Origin of the sequence: Ignavigranum ruoffiae, from assembly GCF_900110675.1 — a bacterium.
Lineage (GTDB): Bacteria > Bacillota > Bacilli > Lactobacillales > Aerococcaceae > Ignavigranum > Ignavigranum ruoffiae.
Window position 1 is genome coordinate 208,250 of sequence record NZ_FOEN01000001.1, and the last position, 19,278, is coordinate 227,527.

Sequence of the window (19,278 nt, forward strand, 5' to 3'; positions counted from 1 at the left end):
TATCCTATCAAATTTTGCTTGGTAGGTTTTTTCATATAGTTTGCATGTATATAGTCATAATGAGAAAGGAAATGGCATGGAAGTAAGAGAATTATTGAATATTTTAACCGTTGCAGAAAGGCTTAAAGATACCACGCGTCATTGCTATACTTCACAAGGGCGCCAGGAAAGTGTGGCAGAGCATACTTGGATGATGAGCCTCATCGCTTTATTATTAATGGATGAATTCGAAGAGGTGGATATGAATAAAGTGATTCGTATGTGTATTATTCATGATTTAGGGGAATGCTTTACCCAAGATATTCCTGCTTTTGCCAAAAATCAAGACCATCGGGACAAAGAAGAACAATTACTCAACCAGTGGCTCGATAGTTTTCCTACCTATCAAGCCCAAGCCTTCAAGGCATTATTTGTTGAAATGGCAGAACGACAAAGCTTAGAAGCCAAGGTTTATAAGGCTATAGACAGCTTAGAAGCCTTGATTCAGCATAACTTCTCTGACTTATCAACTTGGTCGGAGAATGAATTGGACTTTAACTTACACTATGGCGACGACAAGGTTGAATTCTCACCCTATTTCACGACTTTAAGAGAAGCCATCCGCCAAGATATGCTAGAGAAGATTGGCCAGAGACAAAGGGGAGCAGGGAAATGAAAAATTAACTCAAAAATACAAGAGTAGAGGATCTACGTATTGATCTTCCACTCTTGTATTGTTTTATTTGTTCATATTTTGTCTGTATTGGTAGAGGAAATTGGGCCAATCGGTTTCAATGACATTTGCTCCTAATTGATACATTTGCCCCCAGCCTTGATCCGGATTCTCAAATAAGGAGTAATCATCTTCACGGCCAAAGAAAAAGGGTTTGTCTTTCCCTAACTTCTCCCCATCCATCAGGATAATTTGTTGATTTGCTTGCAACTCTTTGATAAATTTATCATCTAGTAGGTCAGTGTTGGCATTAAGTAGAATCATTTCAATACCAATCAGTTGAATTTGCTTTAAATCTTTAACTCGGTAATAATCCTCTTGACAATGGGCAATGGGAAGATAGGCTATTTTTTGATTCGTTTTATTTAAGGCTTTGAGATAGTCATAACCGTCACCTGCTAAGTTATTTTTCAAGAAACAACGATCGATGACATTATATTTTTTAAAAATTTCAAAAAATTGAGGATCATCCCAATACCACCATGATCGGTCAATATTTATCATCTTATCTTTCGGAAACCAAGCTAAATAGTCTTCTAAGCGCTCAACTTTGTAATTCGATTCCAGGCCAATTGAATTTCGTTGATAAACGGCTTCAATCTCGTCGGAATATAAGTCATGAAAATGACGATCTAAGCCAAGTAATTGAGCTTCTTGGGTCGAATGGAAGAGATAATAGATATGGTCTTTAGAGCGACAGACATCCAATTCAATAATATCAGCTCCAGCCATAAAGGCCAATTGAGTAGATTGACGCGTATTTTCAATAATATTGCCACCTCTAAAGCCTCGATGAGCCATAATAAGGAAAGGGAATACTTGAGCGCTTCGTTGAATATATGATAGGTTCATGATTTATCCTTTCTGCCAACGTGATTCTTTCAAATTGGAAGTTACATAGACGATGGCGGCACCTAAAGAGAAGACAAACATAATCGCTGATAAGGCGGCCGCTCGTTCATAAGACATATACGCGTTAAACTGATCATAGAGGGCAATCCCTAACATTCTAGGATGGGTACCACCCAGCAAATACGGGGTGGTAAAAGACCCAATATTCGACATAAAGACAAAGGTCATAGCTACTAGGATGTCTTTATAGGAAAGCGGGAGAATGATTTTCTTTAAGATATCGAAATGACTGGACCCTATATCGCGTGCTGCTTCAATATAAGAGTCTTTCACATTGGATAGGGAGGCAAGAATAATTAAAGTAGAAAAGGGGATGTTAAACCAAAGATTCATGAACAGTATGGCTTTCTCGGAATACATCCAGCCCAAGTTAAAATTTAGACCAAACAGAGAAGCTATTCGAGAGACGACGCCCCCATCCATAATTAAGACCAGAACGGATTGCACGGCAACGAGCCCAGGAATAAAGCGAGGAATTAAGGTTAATTTCCCAATAACTTTGGCAATCCAACTATTAGAGAAACGTAGATAGAGGGCTAGGAAGAATCCGATCATCCCAGTAAATATAACCGTTTCAAAAACAATCTTTAAGGTATATAAAATATTAGCTCGTTGAATGTCATCGGTAAAAAAATAGCTATAATTATCCCAAGTAAACTGACCGGTCTCTGGATGAGTGAATGATAGCACTAAGGCGTTAAAGACAGGATATGCAACAAAAATGGCAATGACTAGGAAAGCAGGAAGTACCATTAAATAGGGTGTCCATTTATTCTCCATGAAGCAAACCCTCCTTATTGAAGGATAAACTGTGGTCATAGTCAAAACTAATCGCGTCACCTTCAATTAAATCCAGTGCCTGGTTACGTTGTTGATAGGACTTATAGTGTTGGCCCTGGCTGTCTTCAATTTCTAAGAGGGTATAATGACCTAAAATCATCTTATGCACTAAGATTGCTTGATGACTAAATTGGTCTTTTCTACCGACTTTAATGGCTTCGGGTCGTATTGCTAGGGTATGGTCTCCTTGAGAAATCAGGTTCATCGCCCCAATAAAATTGGCTACAAATAAATTTTCAGGATGGTCATATATTTGATCAGGGCTCCCAATTTGAGCAATATTACCTTGATTCATGACGACAATACGGTCAGAGATGGCCATAGCTTCCTCTTGGTCATGAGTCACGAAGATGACAGTGATTTTTAGCGTTTGTTGAATACGTTTAAGTTCTTCACGCATCTCTTGACGGATTTTGGCATCTAAAGCAGAGAAAGGCTCATCGAGTAATAAGACTTCGGGTTCTAATAATAAAGAACGGGCAATTGCAATTCGTTGTTGCTGACCTCCTGATAGTTGAGCCGGAAATTTATCTTCCATACCCACTAGCTTAACCATTTTTAGCATCTGATGGATTCTTTCTTTAATGTCATTTTTCTTGAGCTTACGTAATTTCAAACCAAATGCTAGATTCTCATAAACAGTCATATGTGGCCATAAATTATAGGATTGAAAGACCATCCCAGTTGGCCGGTGCTCTGGTTCAAGCGGAGTTACATCTTGCTGATCAATCAGAATTTGACCTGAAGTCGGCTTAATAAAGCCACCAATCGCGCGAAGAATCGTCGTCTTTCCACATCCAGAGGGACCAAGCAGGGTTAGAATTTCATGTTCATAAATATCTAAATTAATATCACGAACCCCATCACCATTTGAGAAAATTTTAGATAAATTTTGAATTTGTACTTTAGTTTTCATAAAGACTCCTTTATTTCATCTGAAATCCTTTGCCAAGGGCATCGGAAGAGATATATTTGCGAAAGACTCTAAGGAAAATTAAGGTTGGAATCATTAATATTAAGGCGAAAACGGCTCCAGCTGTTGGCGGGTATTGCATAATGACCCCATACATCGCCGTTGCCATCGTATTAATCTCAGGGAAACCGACTAATAGAGTACCTTGGGCTTCTTCAAGTGAGCCTAGGAACGTATACATCGATGCCACCGCAATCCCCGGCATGGCTAAAGGCAGGGTAATTTTCCGAAATACAGTGAAGGGAGACGCACCCACATCACGACCCGCTTCTTCTTGCTGACGATGAATCGCTCGAAAAGCACCTGAAGGTAACCAAACCATAAACATTAAGGTATTAATCATATGAACCAAGATAACACCTGGCAAAGTTCCCATTAATTTCAATTTATAAAAGATAATCCCCATAGAGATATAAAGGCCCATCTTGGGAAAGGCATTCCCTAACAGGAAAGAAAACATGAAAAACTTGCGTCCAGGGAAATTATAGCGAGCAATCGCATAAGCAGCGGGTAAACAAATGATCAAGGATACAATGGTAGTGATGGTTGCAACAATGAGCGAAGTCCCAATTGAAGAGACTAGATTCTCCTGACTGAGGACAAAATTCCACCATTCAAAACCAAACTCTTGGGGAATAACATTAGGATAGCGATATATATTAGCGAAAGCTATCATTAAGTTGTTGACTAAGGGGCCATAGAAGAAAAGCAAAAAAATCGCAAAGAAGATAAATTCAAAGAATTTTTTAGGACCTATCGCATAATAGAAACGCCGCGGAGACATCATAAAGATCAATCCTTCCTAAATGATTAAAAAACAAACGGGCAAGATATGTTGATCTTTGCCCGTTAAGGTTAATTTAAGTAAATCTTGGGAGCAAAAATGAAACAAAGTTAGAGCATAGTATCATCAGAAAGCAGAAATTATTCTAATGTACCGATTTCGCTATCCCATTTTTCATATAGTTTGGTAGTCAGATCCCCAATTGAAGCGCGACGGAAAGCTTCCACCGAAATATCTTTTAACATTTCAGCATTTTTACTTTCAAATTGTGTTTCGACTAAAGGAATGGCAGCTAATTCATCTAATAGGATTTGTTGAGCCTCATCTGAAAGCATGAAATTCATTACTGCATAAACGCCCTCAGACTTAGAACCAATGTTAGGCATTGCAAATGTAACTAAATTTCCGGTAAATGAAGGGTCGATTTGAGCAATCTTAGTCGTTTCAGGTAAGCGACCTTCTGTAGTTTGAGAAATAGCCATATCAGCCCAAGCAGGAATCATGTCAACTTGTTGGTTAGCCAATAAATCTAAAGTTCCTTGGTTCTTATGAGGGTAAACTGTCTTACCACCAGATTGATATAAGTAAGGGTGAAGTTCTTTTAATAAATCGAATCCTTGAGTCCATTGTTCCATATTGGCTTCATCAGCAGATTGAAGGGCGGCTTCATCTAAGAAGTTATAAATAGCTGTTACCGCAAAAGAACCTCCAGCTCCACCTGAAGAAGGTGTATTGTAAGCAAATTTGCCAGGATGATCCTTAATCCATTGGTATAATTCTTCTGCAGTTTTAGGAACTTCTTTAACACGTTCAGAGTCATAAGCGAGTACTACGGTGGTTCCACGGTATGGTGACAAAAACTCTTTGCCTTCAGCTAATTCAGCAGCCACACGTTCAATATTAGGAATTTTAGAGAAATCAAGCGGAACAAAAACATCTTCCACTTCATTGGTATAAGCTTTGAATTCATCAGCACCCAGTTCAATAATGTCATAGTCTGTGTCTGTTTCACCAGCCTTAGCAGCAGCCAGGACACGATCTCGAAGACCTTGAACCCCAGAACCAGAAGTAATCCATTGGATTTCTAATTCATATTTTTTACCATCTTCTGAAGCATTAAATTTATCTTTGACAGATTCTAAGGCCATTTTTACGTTATCAGAACCAGATCCCCAAAGCGTGATTTTTTCTTTTTCAGCAGCATTGACGTTAACGAATGACGAAGCTAAAGTACCGATTGCTAAGGACAATGTTAGGGCTTTTGCAATAAATTTTTTCATGAAGATGCTCCTTTATAAATTTATATAAGAAGTATATCAAGTCAAAATTAAAACATTGTAAATTTTTGTCGGTAGGATTGTAAATTTTAAGTAAATGAAATGTAAAGCTGAACGAGCAAGATTATTAAAGTTTATTGATTAATAGAAGTGGTAAAAAGCTCTTAATGAAGTTGTGATTAAAATGATTAATCAAAATTTCGATTAGAATTCAATTTCAGAATAAACGCATGGTAAGATTCCAAGCTGGATTAAAAAGATTCATATAGAATATCTTTTTAATATTTTGTTGATAATACATATTATGTTAACTAAAATAAATAAAAATATACCTTGGTTTTAGACTGATTTCCCTCTCAGTTTTTTGAAGAACAATTAGCTGATTGTTTTCCATTTGCATGCTAGAATCATGTGCGAAATTTAATAGCTAATAATAATACCCGTATTTATAAGGAGCCCTCTATGATTTATTACAGATTCTAAGGAGCCAGTCTGTGTTAAAATATATTTTAGTTAAGTAAATAATGGTGAACGAGCCTATTCGATCAAGGATTAAAACAAGAAAATCATTATTAATTTCATAAATTAAAAGTCAAATTAATTCAATACAGTATTTTTAGATCCTTTGTAATATCTTTACTAGCTATGTTTTCTATATTTTTTTATATTGCTGTCCATTTGCTGCCGCCAATTACTTTCACTATGATTTTAGGATTCTATATTTTAACGATGTATTTATTTACATATATGATACAATTTACTCAAAATATTATAACCGTTAATAATTTTAAACAGGAGATGCTTTATGAATAAATTTGTGATTATGATTAAAAATAATTTGTTGACGTTATCTGTCATCTTCTTAATGCTGATTACTAGAATTTTTGTTTTTCCTGTTTATTCGATTGATGGGGCTTCAATGGATTACACCTTACAACATAATGAAAAAGTGATGGGAATCAAAATGTTCGACGTTGAGAGATTTGATATTGTCATTGTTCAAGTACCTGAAGCCAATAAACGTTATGTTAAAAGAGTAATCGGCTTGCCCGGTGATAAAATAGAATATAAAAATGATCAGTTGTTTATCAATGGAGAATTTATTGAGGAAGCATTTTTATCTGAGAAGAAAAAAGAATGGGACTTGTTTACAGATGATTTCACTGTCGAAAAAGTCCCTAATGGTGAGTATTTTATTATGGGGGATAATCGTAGAAATTCTATAGATAGTCGACACATCGGCACTGTCAGTCGGAATCAAGTCATTTCCAAGGTCATTCTAATCTACTGGCCTCTTGATAAGATTAAAATCCTCAATGAGTAAAATATGACTCACTTCCCTACTCACTTTCTTAATACGAGCCAGCTTCAAAATGAATTCACACAAAATAAAAATTATTTGATATAGGCCGAAATCTAGTTAGCAGGATTTCATTATGAATAAATTTTACTTTCATGAATTAATAAGAACGATCTATCCCATCATCTTTACTTCTAAGATATATAGAGTTAAAAGTCAGAAATCCAATGCTGAAATATATTATAGCTTGTAAAACAAATAACAAAATTTCGATAAAATTAATATGGTTATTGGCTACAATGTTTGTACTTAATTGAATACCTCGTTTGATGGGCAGAATATCTCCAACAAAAATAGCCCATTTCGGCAAACTTTCATCATCAATAATTGCACCACTGAAAAATAATAAAAAATATGAGATTAGAGATTCAAAGGAAGCAACTTTAGTATATTTTAAAGTCAAACCAACTAAGAAGAGTGTGAATCCTAAGATTCCTACAGAGCTAATGCAGAAAATTAATAAGATTCTGAAATCAAAAAATAAATTGATTTGAAATATCATCTTGATAATAAGAAAGATCATTTGAACTTTAAGGAAATTTATCAGAAACCAGACTAAAGATTTTATAAGTATAATATATTCGAATTTAATAGGTTTAATGAGTAATTGTTCAAGTGTCCCCATTTGTTTTTCAGTTGAAATTGAAACGGAAGCCTCGCTAATTAAGGAACTTAATAAATACCAATAAATAAAACCAATATAAACACTCTGACTGTTATTAAATTTATTTATGATGATAAGTATTGCAAAAATAAAAAAGGTGATAATCATTTCCACTAAGTGATCCGGATAATATGTTTTTAATTCAATTAAGTATTTTTTTATTTCAGCTTGAAAATAACTAATCATAACATCCTCCAGAATATAAATCTTTTAAAATGTTTTCAAGTGAATTTTGTGCTTTCTTAATTTCTTGGATAGAAGACATATTATCATCTAGATCACTCAAAATTTTTTGAGTATCAGATGAAGTTAGATCATAAAATTTAATGGAATGATTATTGAGAAAAGTATAATTATACTTTAGTTGCAATTCCTTTATTATCTTTTCGGTATTCTCCGTCAGATTCATGACAATATAGAAAAAATTCTTGTGGTTAGAATTCATTTTTTTGAGATCTCCGTATAATCCATCGAAGAGAATTTTTGCTTTGTCGATAATAATGATATTATCAGATAATTTTTCTATAATATTTGCTTGATGGCTTGTTAAAATAATTGTTTGGTGGTTATCACAAGATGATTCTTTAATCTTGTTGCAAATAGTCTCCGTACTTTCGAAATCTAAGCCTAAAGTGGGTTCATCCAAAAATAAAATGGACGGTTTATTCATCAATGCAATAATTAAAGATAATTTTTGTAACATGCCTCGAGAATAATTGCCACAAGGTTTATTAATTGATTGACTGAGGTTGAATTCTTTTATCATTTTTTGAATATGGGGACTATTATATTTCAGCTTAGATTTTTGCAGAGACAAAAAGTACTCAATATTTTGTTTACCAGTTAAATAATAATAAAGGTTATCCACGCTTTCCAGAACGGCTGCTGTATGCTGGTAATAATCATGTTTAAGGTTCTTTATATTTTCATTTTTGAAAAAGATATTACCTTTAGTAGGATGAATCATATTTAATAACAGTTTTATTAAAGTAGTTTTTCCTGATCCATTTTTTCCTAAAATAGTTGTTATTTTTCCTTCTTCTATCTCTAGATTTATTTCGGATAAGACAATATTGTCATCGTATTTTTTTGTTAAATTGTTTACAGTTAAAATTTTATTCGACATTTTTTTCACCGAAATAATAGTTTAGTGCCATATCAATATCGTTATTTTTCAAATCATTTAATGGACATTTGAAATTTTTGTTGTTTTTTTGATAGAGGCAACCCCCATCACATATTGGAAGGAGTTGGCAATCCATACATACCTCAAAGTGATTATCAATTTCTATAAACTCAGCTTGCTTTATATTAAAATATTCAGAACCATATAGATTGACATGTGATTGTTTATATTGTGGAATTCCAACCGCTTCTATACATGCATATAAATATCCATCAGCTCCAATTGTATAATTGTTTTTTTGAAAAAGAGAGCAAGCCAAATAAGTATCACGGTAAAATGGTTGAAATTGATACCCATATCTTTCAGATAATTGATGAATATCTTTCCAAATAGTTTGAAAATTAGAAATAGTATTTTGATTTTTTTTTGCTTTTGTATCAATTACAAAACTATACATGATAGGATAGTAAATTTGTTTTTCTCTTAAATCTAGTAATAATTCTTCAATATATTTGTAATTCAATTGGTTTAAATTACAATTTAAGGAAACATTTACACCAGGAAAATATTGTTGCATTTTTTTTAGGTTTCTAATAATTGTTTGGTAGCTACCTCTGTTATTATTATCTTTTCTTAGATAATCATGTATTTTTTGAGGTCCATCAAGGGTAATCATAAAATTATTTAAACCTAGTTTGAATAATTTTTTTAAGATTCTTTTATTTCCATATGTTCCATTAGTAACGATACTATAAATAATATTGTTACAATTTTTATTTATAGTTTTCATTATTTGTAAAATTTTTTCACTGTGTAATGTTGGTTCTCCGCCTATAAAACACACATCAAGCGCTTCGGGTTTTATTTTTCTTTTAACTTTAATTATAAAATTATTTACTTGATTTAAAGTTATATCATTCATTATTATTTTTTTATTAATGACATTTTGATAACAATAACTACAGCTTAAATTACAATCATAATTTAAGTGAATTACAAATCTACAAATTTTATCACTATATTTATACATTTCTCTTTGTATTTCATATTTATTATAATCAAAAAATTTATTTTCACAAATAATATCTAAATTTTTTAGAGAATCAATTTGATCACTATTCAGTTGTTCTAACAAATACTCATTAGATTTTCCTTTTATTTCAAAATCAAAAGCAACACTGATCACAGACTTATTTATCAAATGAAAAATATTTAGTGTATTTTTTTGTAAATTATAATTTATTACAGCAAATTTAGAAAAATGCATCTTTATACTCCTTATTTAATAAGTTAATATAATTAACTTGATTTACAAATTTAACAATTTTATCATTAAGTATTTTTTTATCTTTATGATAATTATATGAGATTTGATTAATGTGTTTTTCAATAATTTCACTAAAGTCACATTCTTCTGTCAACAATTTTTTTTCAAATTTAAGAGGATATTTTAGCAAATAATAATTTTTTATAGAAAAGAATTCTTGACAAACTTCCTTTATTGACGAATAAAAATTAATTTCATTTAATAAATTTATATTTATTGACAAGTCTTGTGCTTTGTGTAGAATTTGAAAAGGTACTCCTTTTCTAAGTAAAACAAATTTGAATTCGTTAAAAGCTTCTAAATTACATCTTGCAATACTTGGATCTATTAAATAATAAGAAATATAAGGCAAAGTAGCTTTTAGAGGTATTAAGTTTTCTTTCTTAAAATCTTCTTTTTTCAAGATAATTGATAACTTATTTTTGCTAAAGCACTGGTTTTTAACGATATAATTAATGTATTTAATATAATCAAAGTTTTCTTCAACAATAAAACCGTTTACTACTAAATTACGTAAATCTTTTAAAAAAATTTGATTAATGCTTTTTCTATCAGAAATACTTTGATAAATATCTTTTTTTATAGAAGTTTTCTCCCCTGTTACTGAGTTATATAAGATTAAATTTTTTTTATTAGAAATCATAATAACGAAATTATTTAATCTCATTTTTAAATACTCCTTTTAAATCATTTAAATTTTTTACGGTTTTTATATTATTTTGTATTTTGTAATTTAATTCTTCTATATTTTTTTCTGGACAGATAAAATAATCGAATTTATCATTATTATCTAAAAAAAAGACAATTTTTCTGAAAACGCGCCTACTTCAATGACATTCCCTTCTAAGTCAATCTCTCCTGTTATTAAGATGTTAAGATGATCTGCAAGATTGAACTGTAACTTGGAAAAAATTCCGAGTCCTGCCGAAGTCCCATCTTTTTGCATACTAGAATTAGTAAAATGTATATGGAATTTTTCCCTTTTTTGTTCTAAGTTTCTATAAGTTGTCAAAGCTAAGAGACATGAATCTAATAATTCTTGTCCTATACTTCCTGTAAATACATCTTCATTTAGATATGATTCTTTTATTTGTATTTCAAAATAATTTATATTATTTCTATTACTAATTGCTGGAACAAAAAATCTCATATTTACCTCCATATAAACGTTAGCGTATACATGATATTTTTATGTACCTACTTTTACTTTATTTCTCTGCGTTTTTTTGCAACATGAATATTCTTTGGCTAGATCCACAGAATTTTTCTTGTTTTTTTCTATTTTAACTTCTGGAATTAATTTTTTTGGTTTCATAATAACCTCCATTAAAATCGAATGTATACGCTAACATATTGATTGTACCATTTTAAACTGCTTTATCAATAGCGATTCTCAACATTATTATTTAATGAAGCCTTTATTTTGTTAATAAGGCTATTTCCAATTTTTTACTAATCTTATAAATTCAAACAACCGTGTCTTTCGTTATTGTATGATAATTTTTATTCATTTAATTAATTTCATACGTATACTCATAGATTGAATATAATATGGATATGGCTAGCCAGCTGACGGTAGTTGCTAGGATAGCTGTCTCAGGATTGATAAATTGACTCAAAATTAACAAGCATAATGCGAAAGGAATGCTTAAGACTGCCATCAGATGGTGGGTCTTTCGCCAATTCTTTTCGCTATTTCGCGTACTGGGAATACGAATCCCGATGAAAGCATTATAATCGAGATGTTCTACCAAAACGCCCAGTAACACCATGAAGATGGCAATAAGATATATTTCGTAATGTTGGACATGTTGAAATAATAGGACAAAAATTAACACGCAGTATAAAGCAAGATTAAGATGCTTGCTGTACGCAGCGGCACCATCTCTATAATTTTCGACGATTAAGTATAAGAAATATGCTAGACACAAGACGGTTTTAAACACAGGATTTGGGATAACAAGCATTAAAGCAAGCACCAACAAGACGATCCACTTTTGTAAATTATTCATGCAATCCCCGCTTTCCAAATTTTATTTCACTACTATTATAACAAACCTATTCATTCAATGGTTCAACTTAAGGACAAAATCTGAATATTGATGTCAAACAAAGGCTCGCTTCATCATAAAAAACCTGTGAATAATTTATACGCAAAAATTAACTTAGCGATCGTATTTTTAAATCAAAATCAATATATTATCAACCTCCCCTATTTATTACCGAAATGTATCACTTAAGGGAGTTTTTTTGTTAATGAGATTTTCTTTCTAAGGTTAATAGGGCTTGCTTGCGGTCTAGTCCACCCGCGTACCCGGTTAATTGTTGTTGACTGCCAATGACCCGGTGGCAAGGAATCAGGATGGAAATTGGATTATGGCCGACTGCTCCACCAACCGCCCTCGCCGAAGTAGTTTTATAAGGAAAATCCTGGTTAAGTTGGTCAGCAATCTGCTGATAAGTTATGGTTTGTCCATAGGGAATCTGTTGTAAAAGGTGCAAAACCCTTAGTTGATAAGGCGTCGCTTCTGGTTTCACTGGTGGGAGAGCAAGTTTAGGTAGATCGCCATTAAAATATTCCGTTAAATAATTTATGGCAAGTTGAATGATTGGCGTAACTTGTTCTGGAATTTCTTCCAAGTTATAGCCTTTCGCATAATACTTCTGCCCTACAAACCAAAGTCCCTTGATAGCTTGCTTATCTGCGATAATCAGCAAGTCACCCAAGGGCGATGTTTGATAACTTTTGGATAACATCTCTAACACTTCCCTTTTTTCGTATATGAATGGCACTATTAATTATATAAATTTTCTCACCGGTCGTCGATGTCAGATTAGACTGGATATATTTCTAAAGATTAGACTGGATATATCTCTAAATAACGTTGTTCACTTGAATAACCCGGTTTCTGATCAAGATATTCTTCCAGAATTTGTCCATCTTTCAAGAACAATATATGCCGAGTTAGTTTATCAATCTCACTCAATGTATGTGAAGATAGTAAAATTGTAGTCCCTGACTGATGTAGTTGTTTGAAAAGCTGCCGTGTTTCAATGACCGCTTGAGGATCTAATCCGTTAAATGGTTCATCTAGAATCATAATTTTTGGCTGGTTTAGGGTGGCTAAAGCTAACAACATTTTTTGTTTCATTCCTAATGAATATTCTTGAATTTGTCGGTGAATATAATCGGTCATTTGGAACGCAGTCACTGCTTCTTGCAACCGTTTGTCAGAGAGTCGATATAAGTGACCTGCATAAGTCAAATGATCCCAACCCGTCAGATAAGGATATAAAATACTATTGTCTTTGAGAAAACTAACCTGATTAAAAATTCGATAATCTTTGACGGATTGATCTAATAATTTTACATAACCTGAAGAAGGATTGAGTAAGTTAACCATAATGTTTAATAAGGTAGATTTTCCCGATCCATTGGGTCCTACCAAGGCTACAATTTCAGGTTGATCTATCGTAAAATTAATATCCTTTAGGACAAGATGGTGATGAAATGATTTAGCAAGCTGTTTAACTTCAATCACAGTCATTATGCTTTCACCTCCAGCAATCTATTCTTACGTATTCGTTGATAGGTTAAAAAGTAAAAAATAGCCGACCAAATAATGAGAACAAATAATGATTGAAACAAGGAACTATTAGTCCATTGAAACGGAACCATAATAGAACCATCAAGTACTTTGCAACCATTTAAATGAGCAAATGGAAAATAAATTGTCAAGTTATTGGGAATCACTTGTCCAAAGTAGTAGCCTAAAACAAGAAGAAGACTCGTAAGTATTGATGTCGTGAGTTGTTTGGGAATATAGGTTGATAGGAAAGCCATGAGGTTCAGAATAAAAAGACTGGAAACAATATACCAGATACAATAATTTACAAACCAATTACCTAAATTTAGCCAATGAAAGCTATTGTCAAAGTAGGTTAAGATGTTTGGATGCGCTAGTAATTGATCATAATAAACTAAGGGAAACTCCCATTGTCCAAATCCACGACGACTCATCCCCAAAACGAATAATACCAGAATCGCTAGGCTAAAATATTTGAAGGCTTGAACCATTTGGGCGTATATCTTATCAAAATGAATTCTTTTAGGATTATTTGGTAACGTATATAACCAATAAAGATGTTCATACCGATCGCCTTCATTGTTATATGCCCCGCCCATAAAGCAAACGAGGAGTAGAATGCAAAAGAGATCGAAGCGAAAAACAGAAACAAACCGATACACCAGTCCAAGAAAGGATTGGTCGGCTGCCTGATAGGTTAATTGGTCTTGAAGTCGATCAGCAGGATTAACAGCCTCGTCATAAGGAGTCAGCGTAATGGCAGTACCTAATATTGGAGGAATTTCCCGTTCTTGAAAAGCTAGCAAACGTTGACTAGATAATTTATAGGCAAAATCAGAAGGAAAGTCGCCAGTTGGATAATATTGATATCGCGGGAAATAACGCAAACCATCTGTAGCAGAATCAATGGTTGAATAAGGATTGAAGTACATAATAAGTTCATCTTGAAAACTTTGATAAAAGTGATTAGTTTCACCGTTTCTGAAAGCTGCCTGTCGATTCTTGATGGTTTGATAACTTTGATCAAAAAATTCCATGGTCTCATTTAAATGTTGTTTTTGATAATTTAATTGTGAGATAAAATTCGGATCCGTTTCTTTTTGTTCAGCCACTTCAATTAACTTGATTTTAGCTGAAAAATCGTCGTGGATAAGTTGATAATCTTGTTCGAAAAATGGTGCACTCACAAAAACTTCTTCACTATGTTGATCTTGTCTAAGTATGAAGACAAAACAAGAAAAGATTACCATGATGATTAAAAGATAAGATATGAGATTAGCAAAATATGCTTTTAATTTACGACTTTCAAATTGTAGACTGCCAAATTTCTTTGTATTGTGCGATTTAGTTGTTCCAACAGCTCTCCATCTTGGTTTAGCTTTAGAAAATTTATTACGGGGATATAAATAATAGGCGCTAAAAAAGAAACAGAGGCTAATAATCAGCCAAATGATGATGACTGGCCATCGAATTTGCTGATCGATATATTGATAGGTTGCTCGATTTTGTTGAATCAATTCTGTAAAAGAAAATTGTTTGAGGACAGTTTTTCCAAGGTATTGATTCTGTATATCTTGATAAAAAGAATTGAGATTCTGTTGAAACCATGGCATAAATTGAGTCATCATGCTGATAAAACCCGTAGTAGCTGTAAAAATTAACCAAGATACACGCTCTTGACGAAAAATACTGGCGATGCATAAGGCTAAATTTAGGCAGAATAAAGTCTTTAAGAAAAATATAGCCCAACATGTAATCAAAATTTGCCAAGCTGGTTGGTAAATATCCTGGATATTAAGGACGCGTAAGGGATAATTGATATCTCCTAGACCTTGATGCGTGACCATTGCTATTGAAGCGGTTATCAAAGTTACCAACAAAATATATATCAATGCCAGACTAAATGTTAATGGTAAATAAGTCATTAATAGATGACGTCGCTTGGTAGGTAAGGTCCATCGCCACTGGTGATGCATCCTTCCTAAATCTTCAGTGGCTAGCATTAGAATCATTAAACTAATAAAAATAATAGGAATATTTCCGAATAAAAAATCAAATCCATATATTAGCTGACTAACTGCTCCGTTCTGGCCACTGGATATTTTGGGATCAGTTTGTTGATTAAGATAATCTGCCAAGTGTTGGCCATAAGTTAGCAAGGCCTCTTCATAAGTATTTAAGTGAATTTGATCGATTTCAATCCCCTCTTGTAAATACTTGATAAAGATATTCCACTGGCTACTTTGATAACCTTGACTGCTAGTATATTCTTGGTAATTCTGATCTTCTGTCATTGAATAAAAGTGAGCTTGACCGGGACTGATTTGTTGGTTTTGCCGAAGATCTTCAATGTAGTCGCCAGTATTTGGCCGAAATACGGAAATTAATTGGACATAATATGATTCAAAGATACTCTGAGGATTTTGTTCACTAGAATGGGTTTGCAATTGAAAGTGATTAAATATCGATAAGATTGTAGCAATCGCTAACAATACATAGATTAATTTCCGCTTTATCAATCGACGAAACTCAAAGATGATAGACCCCATCATTCCCCTTCTCTCTTATATATTTTATATAATTTTTCATCCATACCTCGTTTAGTACAATTAGAAGTAGCACATATCTTTTATGGTGATTTGTTGATTGCTCAAAGAGGACTCGTTTCTAGATTGCAATATTGTAATCGATTTCATTTTTATTATAGCAAGTCCTTTTCTTTTTACAAGGCTTTGTTGCCGCCTTCCTTATTGAAAAACTCATTAAGATTTGCTATGCTATTGTCAAGTTATAACTTGACAAGGTGGTGAGGCGATGTTTGCGCCGCAAAAATTAAAAGCGATTCGTTTAAATCGGGGCATATCTCAAGTTGAAGTCGCACGACATCTTGGAGTAACCCGCTCGGCTTATTCCAGTTGGGAAACGGGGACCTATCAGCCGAATCGCAAGAACTTACAGGCCTTAAGTGACTATTATCAAGTGGATATTACTTATTTCGAAGCCGAAACAGAATTTATTCACCGCTATTTGGTCTTGAATGCTGAGAATCGGCAGCGAGTCTTGGCCCATGCCCGTCAACTTTATCTCAGCCAACTCGTCCCCTATAAGGTCCATGCCCGCTTGTCCGCCGGATTGGGTGACTTTTATATGGAGAATTATGACTATGATACAGTCTATTTTGACCATGATTATACGTATGATATTGCTTCTTGGATTCATGGGGACTCGATGCAACCCCGCTATCAAGATGGTGAGGTTGCTCTGATTCGGGCACAAGGTTTTGATATAGCTGGTGCTGTCTATGCCGTTGTTTATAATGAGGAAACCTTTATTAAGAAAGTATATCTTGAAGAACATCAAGTCAGACTGGTTTCTTTGAACCCAGCTTATGCCGATATCTATGCTCCCTTAGATCAAGTTCGGATAGTAGGGCCGGTAGTCCATACCTTCAAGCCACTCGAGGTTGATTACCATGATTAGATTTGATTATCAACGTGAACCCCATTCAGACATAGCCTTTATTGATATGAAATCTTTCTATGCCAGTGTCGAATGTGTAGAGCGTGGCCTCCATCCCCTAAAAACTTGCCTCTGCGTGATGAGTCGGGCGGACAATGCTAGTGGTTTAATCTTAGCCAGCTCTCCTCTATTTAAACAGGTGTATGGTAAGCAAAATGTAGGACGAAGCTATGATTTGCCCTTTGATGTGCGAACCCGTAAATTCTCATATCGGAACGCGAAACGTCAGGGCTTGCCGATGACCCATGAATATATTCAGTATATTGAATCATGGGCTCAACGAACTTTGATTGTCCCTCCGCGAATGGCCTATTATATCCAAGAAAATCTTAAAATCTTAAAAGTCCTACAGAAGTATGCGCCCAATAGCGATATTCATCCCTATTCTATTGATGAAGCTTTTATTGACTTAAGCAAATCTCTTAATTATTTCCAACCTAATCCTAACAAGTCTCGACGGGAGAAATTAGATACGATCAGTGCACAAATCCAACGAGACATTCGTCTAGCCACGGGTATCTTCTCTACGGTAGGAATGAGCAATGCTAACCCCCTCTTAGCAAAATTAGCGCTCGATAATGAAGCCAAGCACACACCAACCATGCGTGCGAATTGGTCTTATGAAGATGTAGAAAGTAAAGTCTGGGCGTTAGAACATTTAACAGATTTCTGGGGGATTGGTAGCCGGACGGAACGCCGCTTAAATTGTCTGGGGATTGATAGCGTCAGGGCCTTGGCTCAGGCAAATCCAGAGATATTGAAGAAAGAATTTGGGGTCATTGGTCTCCAATTGTGGTTTCATGCTCATGGCATCGATGAGAGTAAACTTTCCCGACCTTATCGAACGAAAAGCAAGGGCTTAGGCAATTCTCAGGTCTTACCTCGCGATTATACCCAGAAGGATCAAATCGAACTTGTTCTCCTCGAGATGGCTGAGCAAGTGGCGATTCGTTTGCGACGTGCTCATAAGAAGACAACTAACGTGGCAATCTATTTAGGCTTTAGTAGGGAAACCCCTCTGCCTTCTTTACAGGCAAGTCAGAAGATTGATCCGAGTCAGAGTACTGCCGAACTGCGTCGTCATGTGCGAACCCTCTTTCGTCAACGTTATCAAGGGGGAGCAGTCCGTTCAATCGGCGTTCGTTTCGGCCAATTGGTCGATGAGGCTTACCAAGTGTATTCTTTATTTGAAGACCCAACGCTGAAGGACAAGCAAGCACGCTTAGAACAAACCATGGATCAGATTCGTGATCAATTTGGTTTTCTGGCGATTCAGCGCAGTTCTATCTTATTAGAAGGATCGCGGACTCAAGAACGTAGTAGCTTAGTAGGAGGTCATGCCGGTGGCTTGGATGGAATTCAATGATAATGACAGAGTTGATCGGAGCTATCTGCCCTATAAATCTGCTCGGGAATATCAAGATCGGGGCATGGCTAAATGGATGGGATTCTTTCTATCGGAACACAACTCAGCCTTAAAGCAAGCTCAGACTGTCTCGAGAGAATCGCCGATGATGGCAGAATCGGATAAATTACTTGCCTTGACTCAGTTATTCTTATCCCAGCAATTGGCCGAATTATCTACGGTAGATCCGCTGATGCATTACCAAGGTCGGGTCAGTGACTATAATGATCAAAGTATTTACTTTACAACTAAGGAAGGAATTAAATATATTCCTTTGCAACAAATTAGGTCATTAACTTTACTGGAGGAATTCGATGATGACTGATTTGAAGATGGCTACCATTCAATTTGATTATTTCCAGGGAAATTATGCCCAATTCGAGGCCGATTTTAATCGATTCTCTACCCTTACAACCCCCTTGACCTTCATGACGGATGATCTTTTGCGCTTTATGCATAGTCATCAACTTACTTATTTTCGCTTAAATGCGAAGAATGCTAGCGATGGCCGTGACCATTATTTTCTCTTTGATTTGCTCGCCATCAATCCGCAAAAGACCGTCTTTACCTATTCGTATCTGGGACATGACGATCACCCCCCTACTTCTAAAAAAAGGGAGTGATTAGCCTCTGACTGAAAAAAAGCGGCTTATTTGTTCAGTCAATAGCTATGAACACAACTATAACTTTAAAATTATAATAAGATAAAATATTTTAATAAGTTTGCTGTTTTTTATTGAAAAAGCTTCCATCCCTTGTTAGGATAAAGATGTTCTTAAAAGGTTGAAGGAG

21 protein-coding genes are annotated in these 19,278 nt (G+C 34.4%); 6 read left to right on the top strand and 15 right to left on the bottom strand.

The genetic code is table 11. The features are described 5' to 3' along the window. The first annotated feature begins 76 nt into the window (after positions 1–76). Positions 77–655 carry an HD domain-containing protein gene (locus BMX34_RS00960; RefSeq protein ID WP_092569858.1) on the top strand — a complete coding sequence of 193 codons (579 nt, stop codon included), beginning with the start codon at positions 77–79 and terminating at the stop codon, positions 653–655. Positions 656–718: 63 nt separating this feature from the next. Here BMX34_RS00960 and BMX34_RS00965 read toward each other — a convergent pair whose 3' ends face one another. The 5 genes from BMX34_RS00965 to BMX34_RS00985 all read right to left on the bottom strand — a co-directional run bounded on the left by BMX34_RS00965 (position 719) and on the right by BMX34_RS00985 (position 5,501). Further along, the gene (locus BMX34_RS00965; RefSeq protein WP_092569860.1) at positions 719–1,564 is read right to left on the bottom strand and encodes a glycerophosphodiester phosphodiesterase family protein; all 846 of its coding nucleotides are present in this window, start codon (positions 1,562–1,564) and stop codon (positions 719–721) included. Between the two features lie 3 nt (positions 1,565–1,567). Continuing rightward, the gene (locus tag BMX34_RS00970; RefSeq protein WP_092569862.1) at positions 1,568–2,404 is read right to left on the bottom strand and encodes an ABC transporter permease; all 837 of its coding nucleotides are present in this window, start codon (positions 2,402–2,404) and stop codon (positions 1,568–1,570) included. Further along, positions 2,394–3,380 carry an ABC transporter ATP-binding protein gene (locus BMX34_RS00975; RefSeq protein ID WP_092569864.1) on the bottom strand — a complete coding sequence of 329 codons (987 nt, stop codon included), beginning with the start codon at positions 3,378–3,380 and terminating at the stop codon, positions 2,394–2,396. Before BMX34_RS00975 ends, BMX34_RS00970 begins: the two co-directional genes overlap by 11 nt. A gap of 10 nt (positions 3,381–3,390) precedes the next feature. Further along, the gene (locus tag BMX34_RS00980) at positions 3,391–4,224 is read right to left on the bottom strand and encodes an ABC transporter permease (protein ID WP_092569866.1); all 834 of its coding nucleotides are present in this window, start codon (positions 4,222–4,224) and stop codon (positions 3,391–3,393) included. A gap of 137 nt (positions 4,225–4,361) precedes the next feature. Next, positions 4,362–5,501 carry an extracellular solute-binding protein gene (locus tag BMX34_RS00985; RefSeq protein WP_092569868.1) on the bottom strand — a complete coding sequence of 380 codons (1,140 nt, stop codon included), beginning with the start codon at positions 5,499–5,501 and terminating at the stop codon, positions 4,362–4,364. 802 nt (positions 5,502–6,303) lie between these two features. Here BMX34_RS00985 and lepB point away from each other — a divergent pair. Continuing rightward, on the top strand, positions 6,304–6,822 hold the full coding sequence (gene lepB / locus BMX34_RS00990) for a signal peptidase I (RefSeq protein WP_092569870.1): 519 nt from the start codon (positions 6,304–6,306) through the stop codon (positions 6,820–6,822). A gap of 136 nt (positions 6,823–6,958) precedes the next feature. Here lepB and BMX34_RS00995 read toward each other — a convergent pair whose 3' ends face one another. The 10 genes from BMX34_RS00995 to BMX34_RS01035 form a co-directional block, all read right to left on the bottom strand. After that, a complete protein-coding gene (locus BMX34_RS00995; protein WP_092569872.1) occupies positions 6,959–7,708 on the bottom strand; it encodes an ABC transporter permease in 750 nt (249 codons plus the stop codon). Next, on the bottom strand, positions 7,701–8,648 hold the full coding sequence (locus tag BMX34_RS01000) for an ABC transporter ATP-binding protein (RefSeq protein ID WP_092569874.1): 948 nt from the start codon (positions 8,646–8,648) through the stop codon (positions 7,701–7,703). The genes BMX34_RS00995 and BMX34_RS01000 overlap by 8 nt, the downstream gene beginning before the upstream one ends. Then, on the bottom strand, positions 8,638–9,915 hold the full coding sequence (locus BMX34_RS01005; protein WP_092569876.1) for a radical SAM/SPASM domain-containing protein: 1,278 nt from the start codon (positions 9,913–9,915) through the stop codon (positions 8,638–8,640). The genes BMX34_RS01000 and BMX34_RS01005 overlap by 11 nt, the downstream gene beginning before the upstream one ends. After that, positions 9,902–10,642: a hypothetical protein gene (locus tag BMX34_RS01010; RefSeq protein WP_092569878.1), complete on the bottom strand. Its 741-nt coding sequence runs from the start codon at positions 10,640–10,642 to the stop codon at positions 9,902–9,904. Before BMX34_RS01010 ends, BMX34_RS01005 begins: the two co-directional genes overlap by 14 nt. Positions 10,643–10,765: 123 nt before the next feature. Next, entirely contained in the window at positions 10,766–11,125 is a 360-nt protein-coding gene (locus tag BMX34_RS01015; protein WP_159428809.1) for a S16 family serine protease, read from the bottom strand. Between the two features lie 39 nt (positions 11,126–11,164). Beyond that, positions 11,165–11,290: a hypothetical protein gene (locus BMX34_RS09920; RefSeq protein ID WP_268766594.1), complete on the bottom strand. Its 126-nt coding sequence runs from the start codon at positions 11,288–11,290 to the stop codon at positions 11,165–11,167. Between the two features lie 196 nt (positions 11,291–11,486). Next, on the bottom strand, positions 11,487–11,987 hold the full coding sequence (locus BMX34_RS01020) for an SdpI family protein (protein WP_092569882.1): 501 nt from the start codon (positions 11,985–11,987) through the stop codon (positions 11,487–11,489). Positions 11,988–12,228: 241 nt separating this feature from the next. After that, entirely contained in the window at positions 12,229–12,732 is a 504-nt protein-coding gene (locus BMX34_RS01025; RefSeq protein ID WP_092569885.1) for a methylated-DNA--[protein]-cysteine S-methyltransferase, read from the bottom strand. A gap of 101 nt (positions 12,733–12,833) precedes the next feature. Continuing rightward, positions 12,834–13,523: an ABC transporter ATP-binding protein gene (locus tag BMX34_RS01030; protein WP_092569887.1), complete on the bottom strand. Its 690-nt coding sequence runs from the start codon at positions 13,521–13,523 to the stop codon at positions 12,834–12,836. Then, positions 13,523–16,114, bottom strand: a complete 2,592-nt coding sequence (locus BMX34_RS01035) for a hypothetical protein (protein ID WP_143440714.1) — start codon at positions 16,112–16,114, stop codon at positions 13,523–13,525. The genes BMX34_RS01030 and BMX34_RS01035 overlap by 1 nt, the downstream gene beginning before the upstream one ends. Before the next feature lie 262 nt (positions 16,115–16,376). Between BMX34_RS01035 and BMX34_RS01040 the strand changes: the two genes are divergently transcribed. Genes BMX34_RS01040 through BMX34_RS01055 form a run of 4 tightly spaced genes read left to right on the top strand, consistent with a single transcriptional unit; the run spans position 16,377 to position 19,109 of the window. Beyond that, positions 16,377–17,042 carry a LexA family transcriptional regulator gene (locus tag BMX34_RS01040; protein WP_092569891.1) on the top strand — a complete coding sequence of 222 codons (666 nt, stop codon included), beginning with the start codon at positions 16,377–16,379 and terminating at the stop codon, positions 17,040–17,042. After that, entirely contained in the window at positions 17,035–18,447 is a 1,413-nt protein-coding gene (locus BMX34_RS01045) for a Y-family DNA polymerase (protein ID WP_092569893.1), read from the top strand. The genes BMX34_RS01040 and BMX34_RS01045 overlap by 8 nt, the downstream gene beginning before the upstream one ends. Next, a complete protein-coding gene (locus BMX34_RS01050; RefSeq protein WP_234971659.1) occupies positions 18,434–18,811 on the top strand; it encodes a hypothetical protein in 378 nt (125 codons plus the stop codon). Before BMX34_RS01045 ends, BMX34_RS01050 begins: the two co-directional genes overlap by 14 nt. Next, positions 18,801–19,109, top strand: coding sequence for a DUF5960 family protein (locus tag BMX34_RS01055; RefSeq protein ID WP_092569897.1), 309 nt, complete (start codon positions 18,801–18,803; stop codon positions 19,107–19,109). Before BMX34_RS01050 ends, BMX34_RS01055 begins: the two co-directional genes overlap by 11 nt. Positions 19,110–19,278 lie beyond the last annotated feature (169 nt).

Excerpts from the sequence above, each read along its gene's own strand:
- BMX34_RS01030 (WP_092569887.1), bottom strand. The coding sequence starts at position 13,523 with ATGACTGTGATTGAAGTTAAACAGCTTGCTAAATCATTTCATCACCAT.
- BMX34_RS00965 (WP_092569860.1), bottom strand. The coding sequence starts at position 1,564 with ATGAACCTATCATATATTCAACGAAGCGCTCAAGTATTCCCTTTCCTT.
- BMX34_RS01055 (WP_092569897.1), top strand. The coding sequence starts at position 18,801 with ATGATGACTGATTTGAAGATGGCTACCATTCAATTTGATTATTTCCAG.
- BMX34_RS01025 (WP_092569885.1), bottom strand. The coding sequence starts at position 12,732 with ATGTTATCCAAAAGTTATCAAACATCGCCCTTGGGTGACTTGCTGATT.
- BMX34_RS01050 (WP_234971659.1), top strand. The coding sequence starts at position 18,434 with ATGGAATTCAATGATAATGACAGAGTTGATCGGAGCTATCTGCCCTAT.
- BMX34_RS01020 (WP_092569882.1), bottom strand. The coding sequence starts at position 11,987 with ATGAATAATTTACAAAAGTGGATCGTCTTGTTGGTGCTTGCTTTAATG.
- BMX34_RS01045 (WP_092569893.1), top strand. The coding sequence starts at position 17,035 with ATGATTAGATTTGATTATCAACGTGAACCCCATTCAGACATAGCCTTT.
- BMX34_RS00980 (WP_092569866.1), bottom strand. The coding sequence starts at position 4,224 with ATGATGTCTCCGCGGCGTTTCTATTATGCGATAGGTCCTAAAAAATTC.
- BMX34_RS01005 (WP_092569876.1), bottom strand. The coding sequence starts at position 9,915 with ATGCATTTTTCTAAATTTGCTGTAATAAATTATAATTTACAAAAAAAT.
- BMX34_RS00975 (WP_092569864.1), bottom strand. The coding sequence starts at position 3,380 with ATGAAAACTAAAGTACAAATTCAAAATTTATCTAAAATTTTCTCAAAT.
- BMX34_RS00985 (WP_092569868.1), bottom strand. The coding sequence starts at position 5,501 with ATGAAAAAATTTATTGCAAAAGCCCTAACATTGTCCTTAGCAATCGGT.
- BMX34_RS00995 (WP_092569872.1), bottom strand. The coding sequence starts at position 7,708 with ATGATTAGTTATTTTCAAGCTGAAATAAAAAAATACTTAATTGAATTA.
- BMX34_RS00970 (WP_092569862.1), bottom strand. The coding sequence starts at position 2,404 with ATGGAGAATAAATGGACACCCTATTTAATGGTACTTCCTGCTTTCCTA.
- BMX34_RS01035 (WP_143440714.1), bottom strand. The coding sequence starts at position 16,114 with ATGATGGGGTCTATCATCTTTGAGTTTCGTCGATTGATAAAGCGGAAA.
- lepB (WP_092569870.1), top strand. The coding sequence starts at position 6,304 with ATGAATAAATTTGTGATTATGATTAAAAATAATTTGTTGACGTTATCT.
- BMX34_RS09920 (WP_268766594.1), bottom strand. The coding sequence starts at position 11,290 with ATGAAACCAAAAAAATTAATTCCAGAAGTTAAAATAGAAAAAAACAAG.
- BMX34_RS01015 (WP_159428809.1), bottom strand. The coding sequence starts at position 11,125 with ATGAGATTTTTTGTTCCAGCAATTAGTAATAGAAATAATATAAATTAT.
- BMX34_RS01000 (WP_092569874.1), bottom strand. The coding sequence starts at position 8,648 with ATGTCGAATAAAATTTTAACTGTAAACAATTTAACAAAAAAATACGAT.
- BMX34_RS01010 (WP_092569878.1), bottom strand. The coding sequence starts at position 10,642 with ATGAGATTAAATAATTTCGTTATTATGATTTCTAATAAAAAAAATTTA.
- BMX34_RS01040 (WP_092569891.1), top strand. The coding sequence starts at position 16,377 with ATGTTTGCGCCGCAAAAATTAAAAGCGATTCGTTTAAATCGGGGCATA.
- BMX34_RS00960 (WP_092569858.1), top strand. The coding sequence starts at position 77 with ATGGAAGTAAGAGAATTATTGAATATTTTAACCGTTGCAGAAAGGCTT.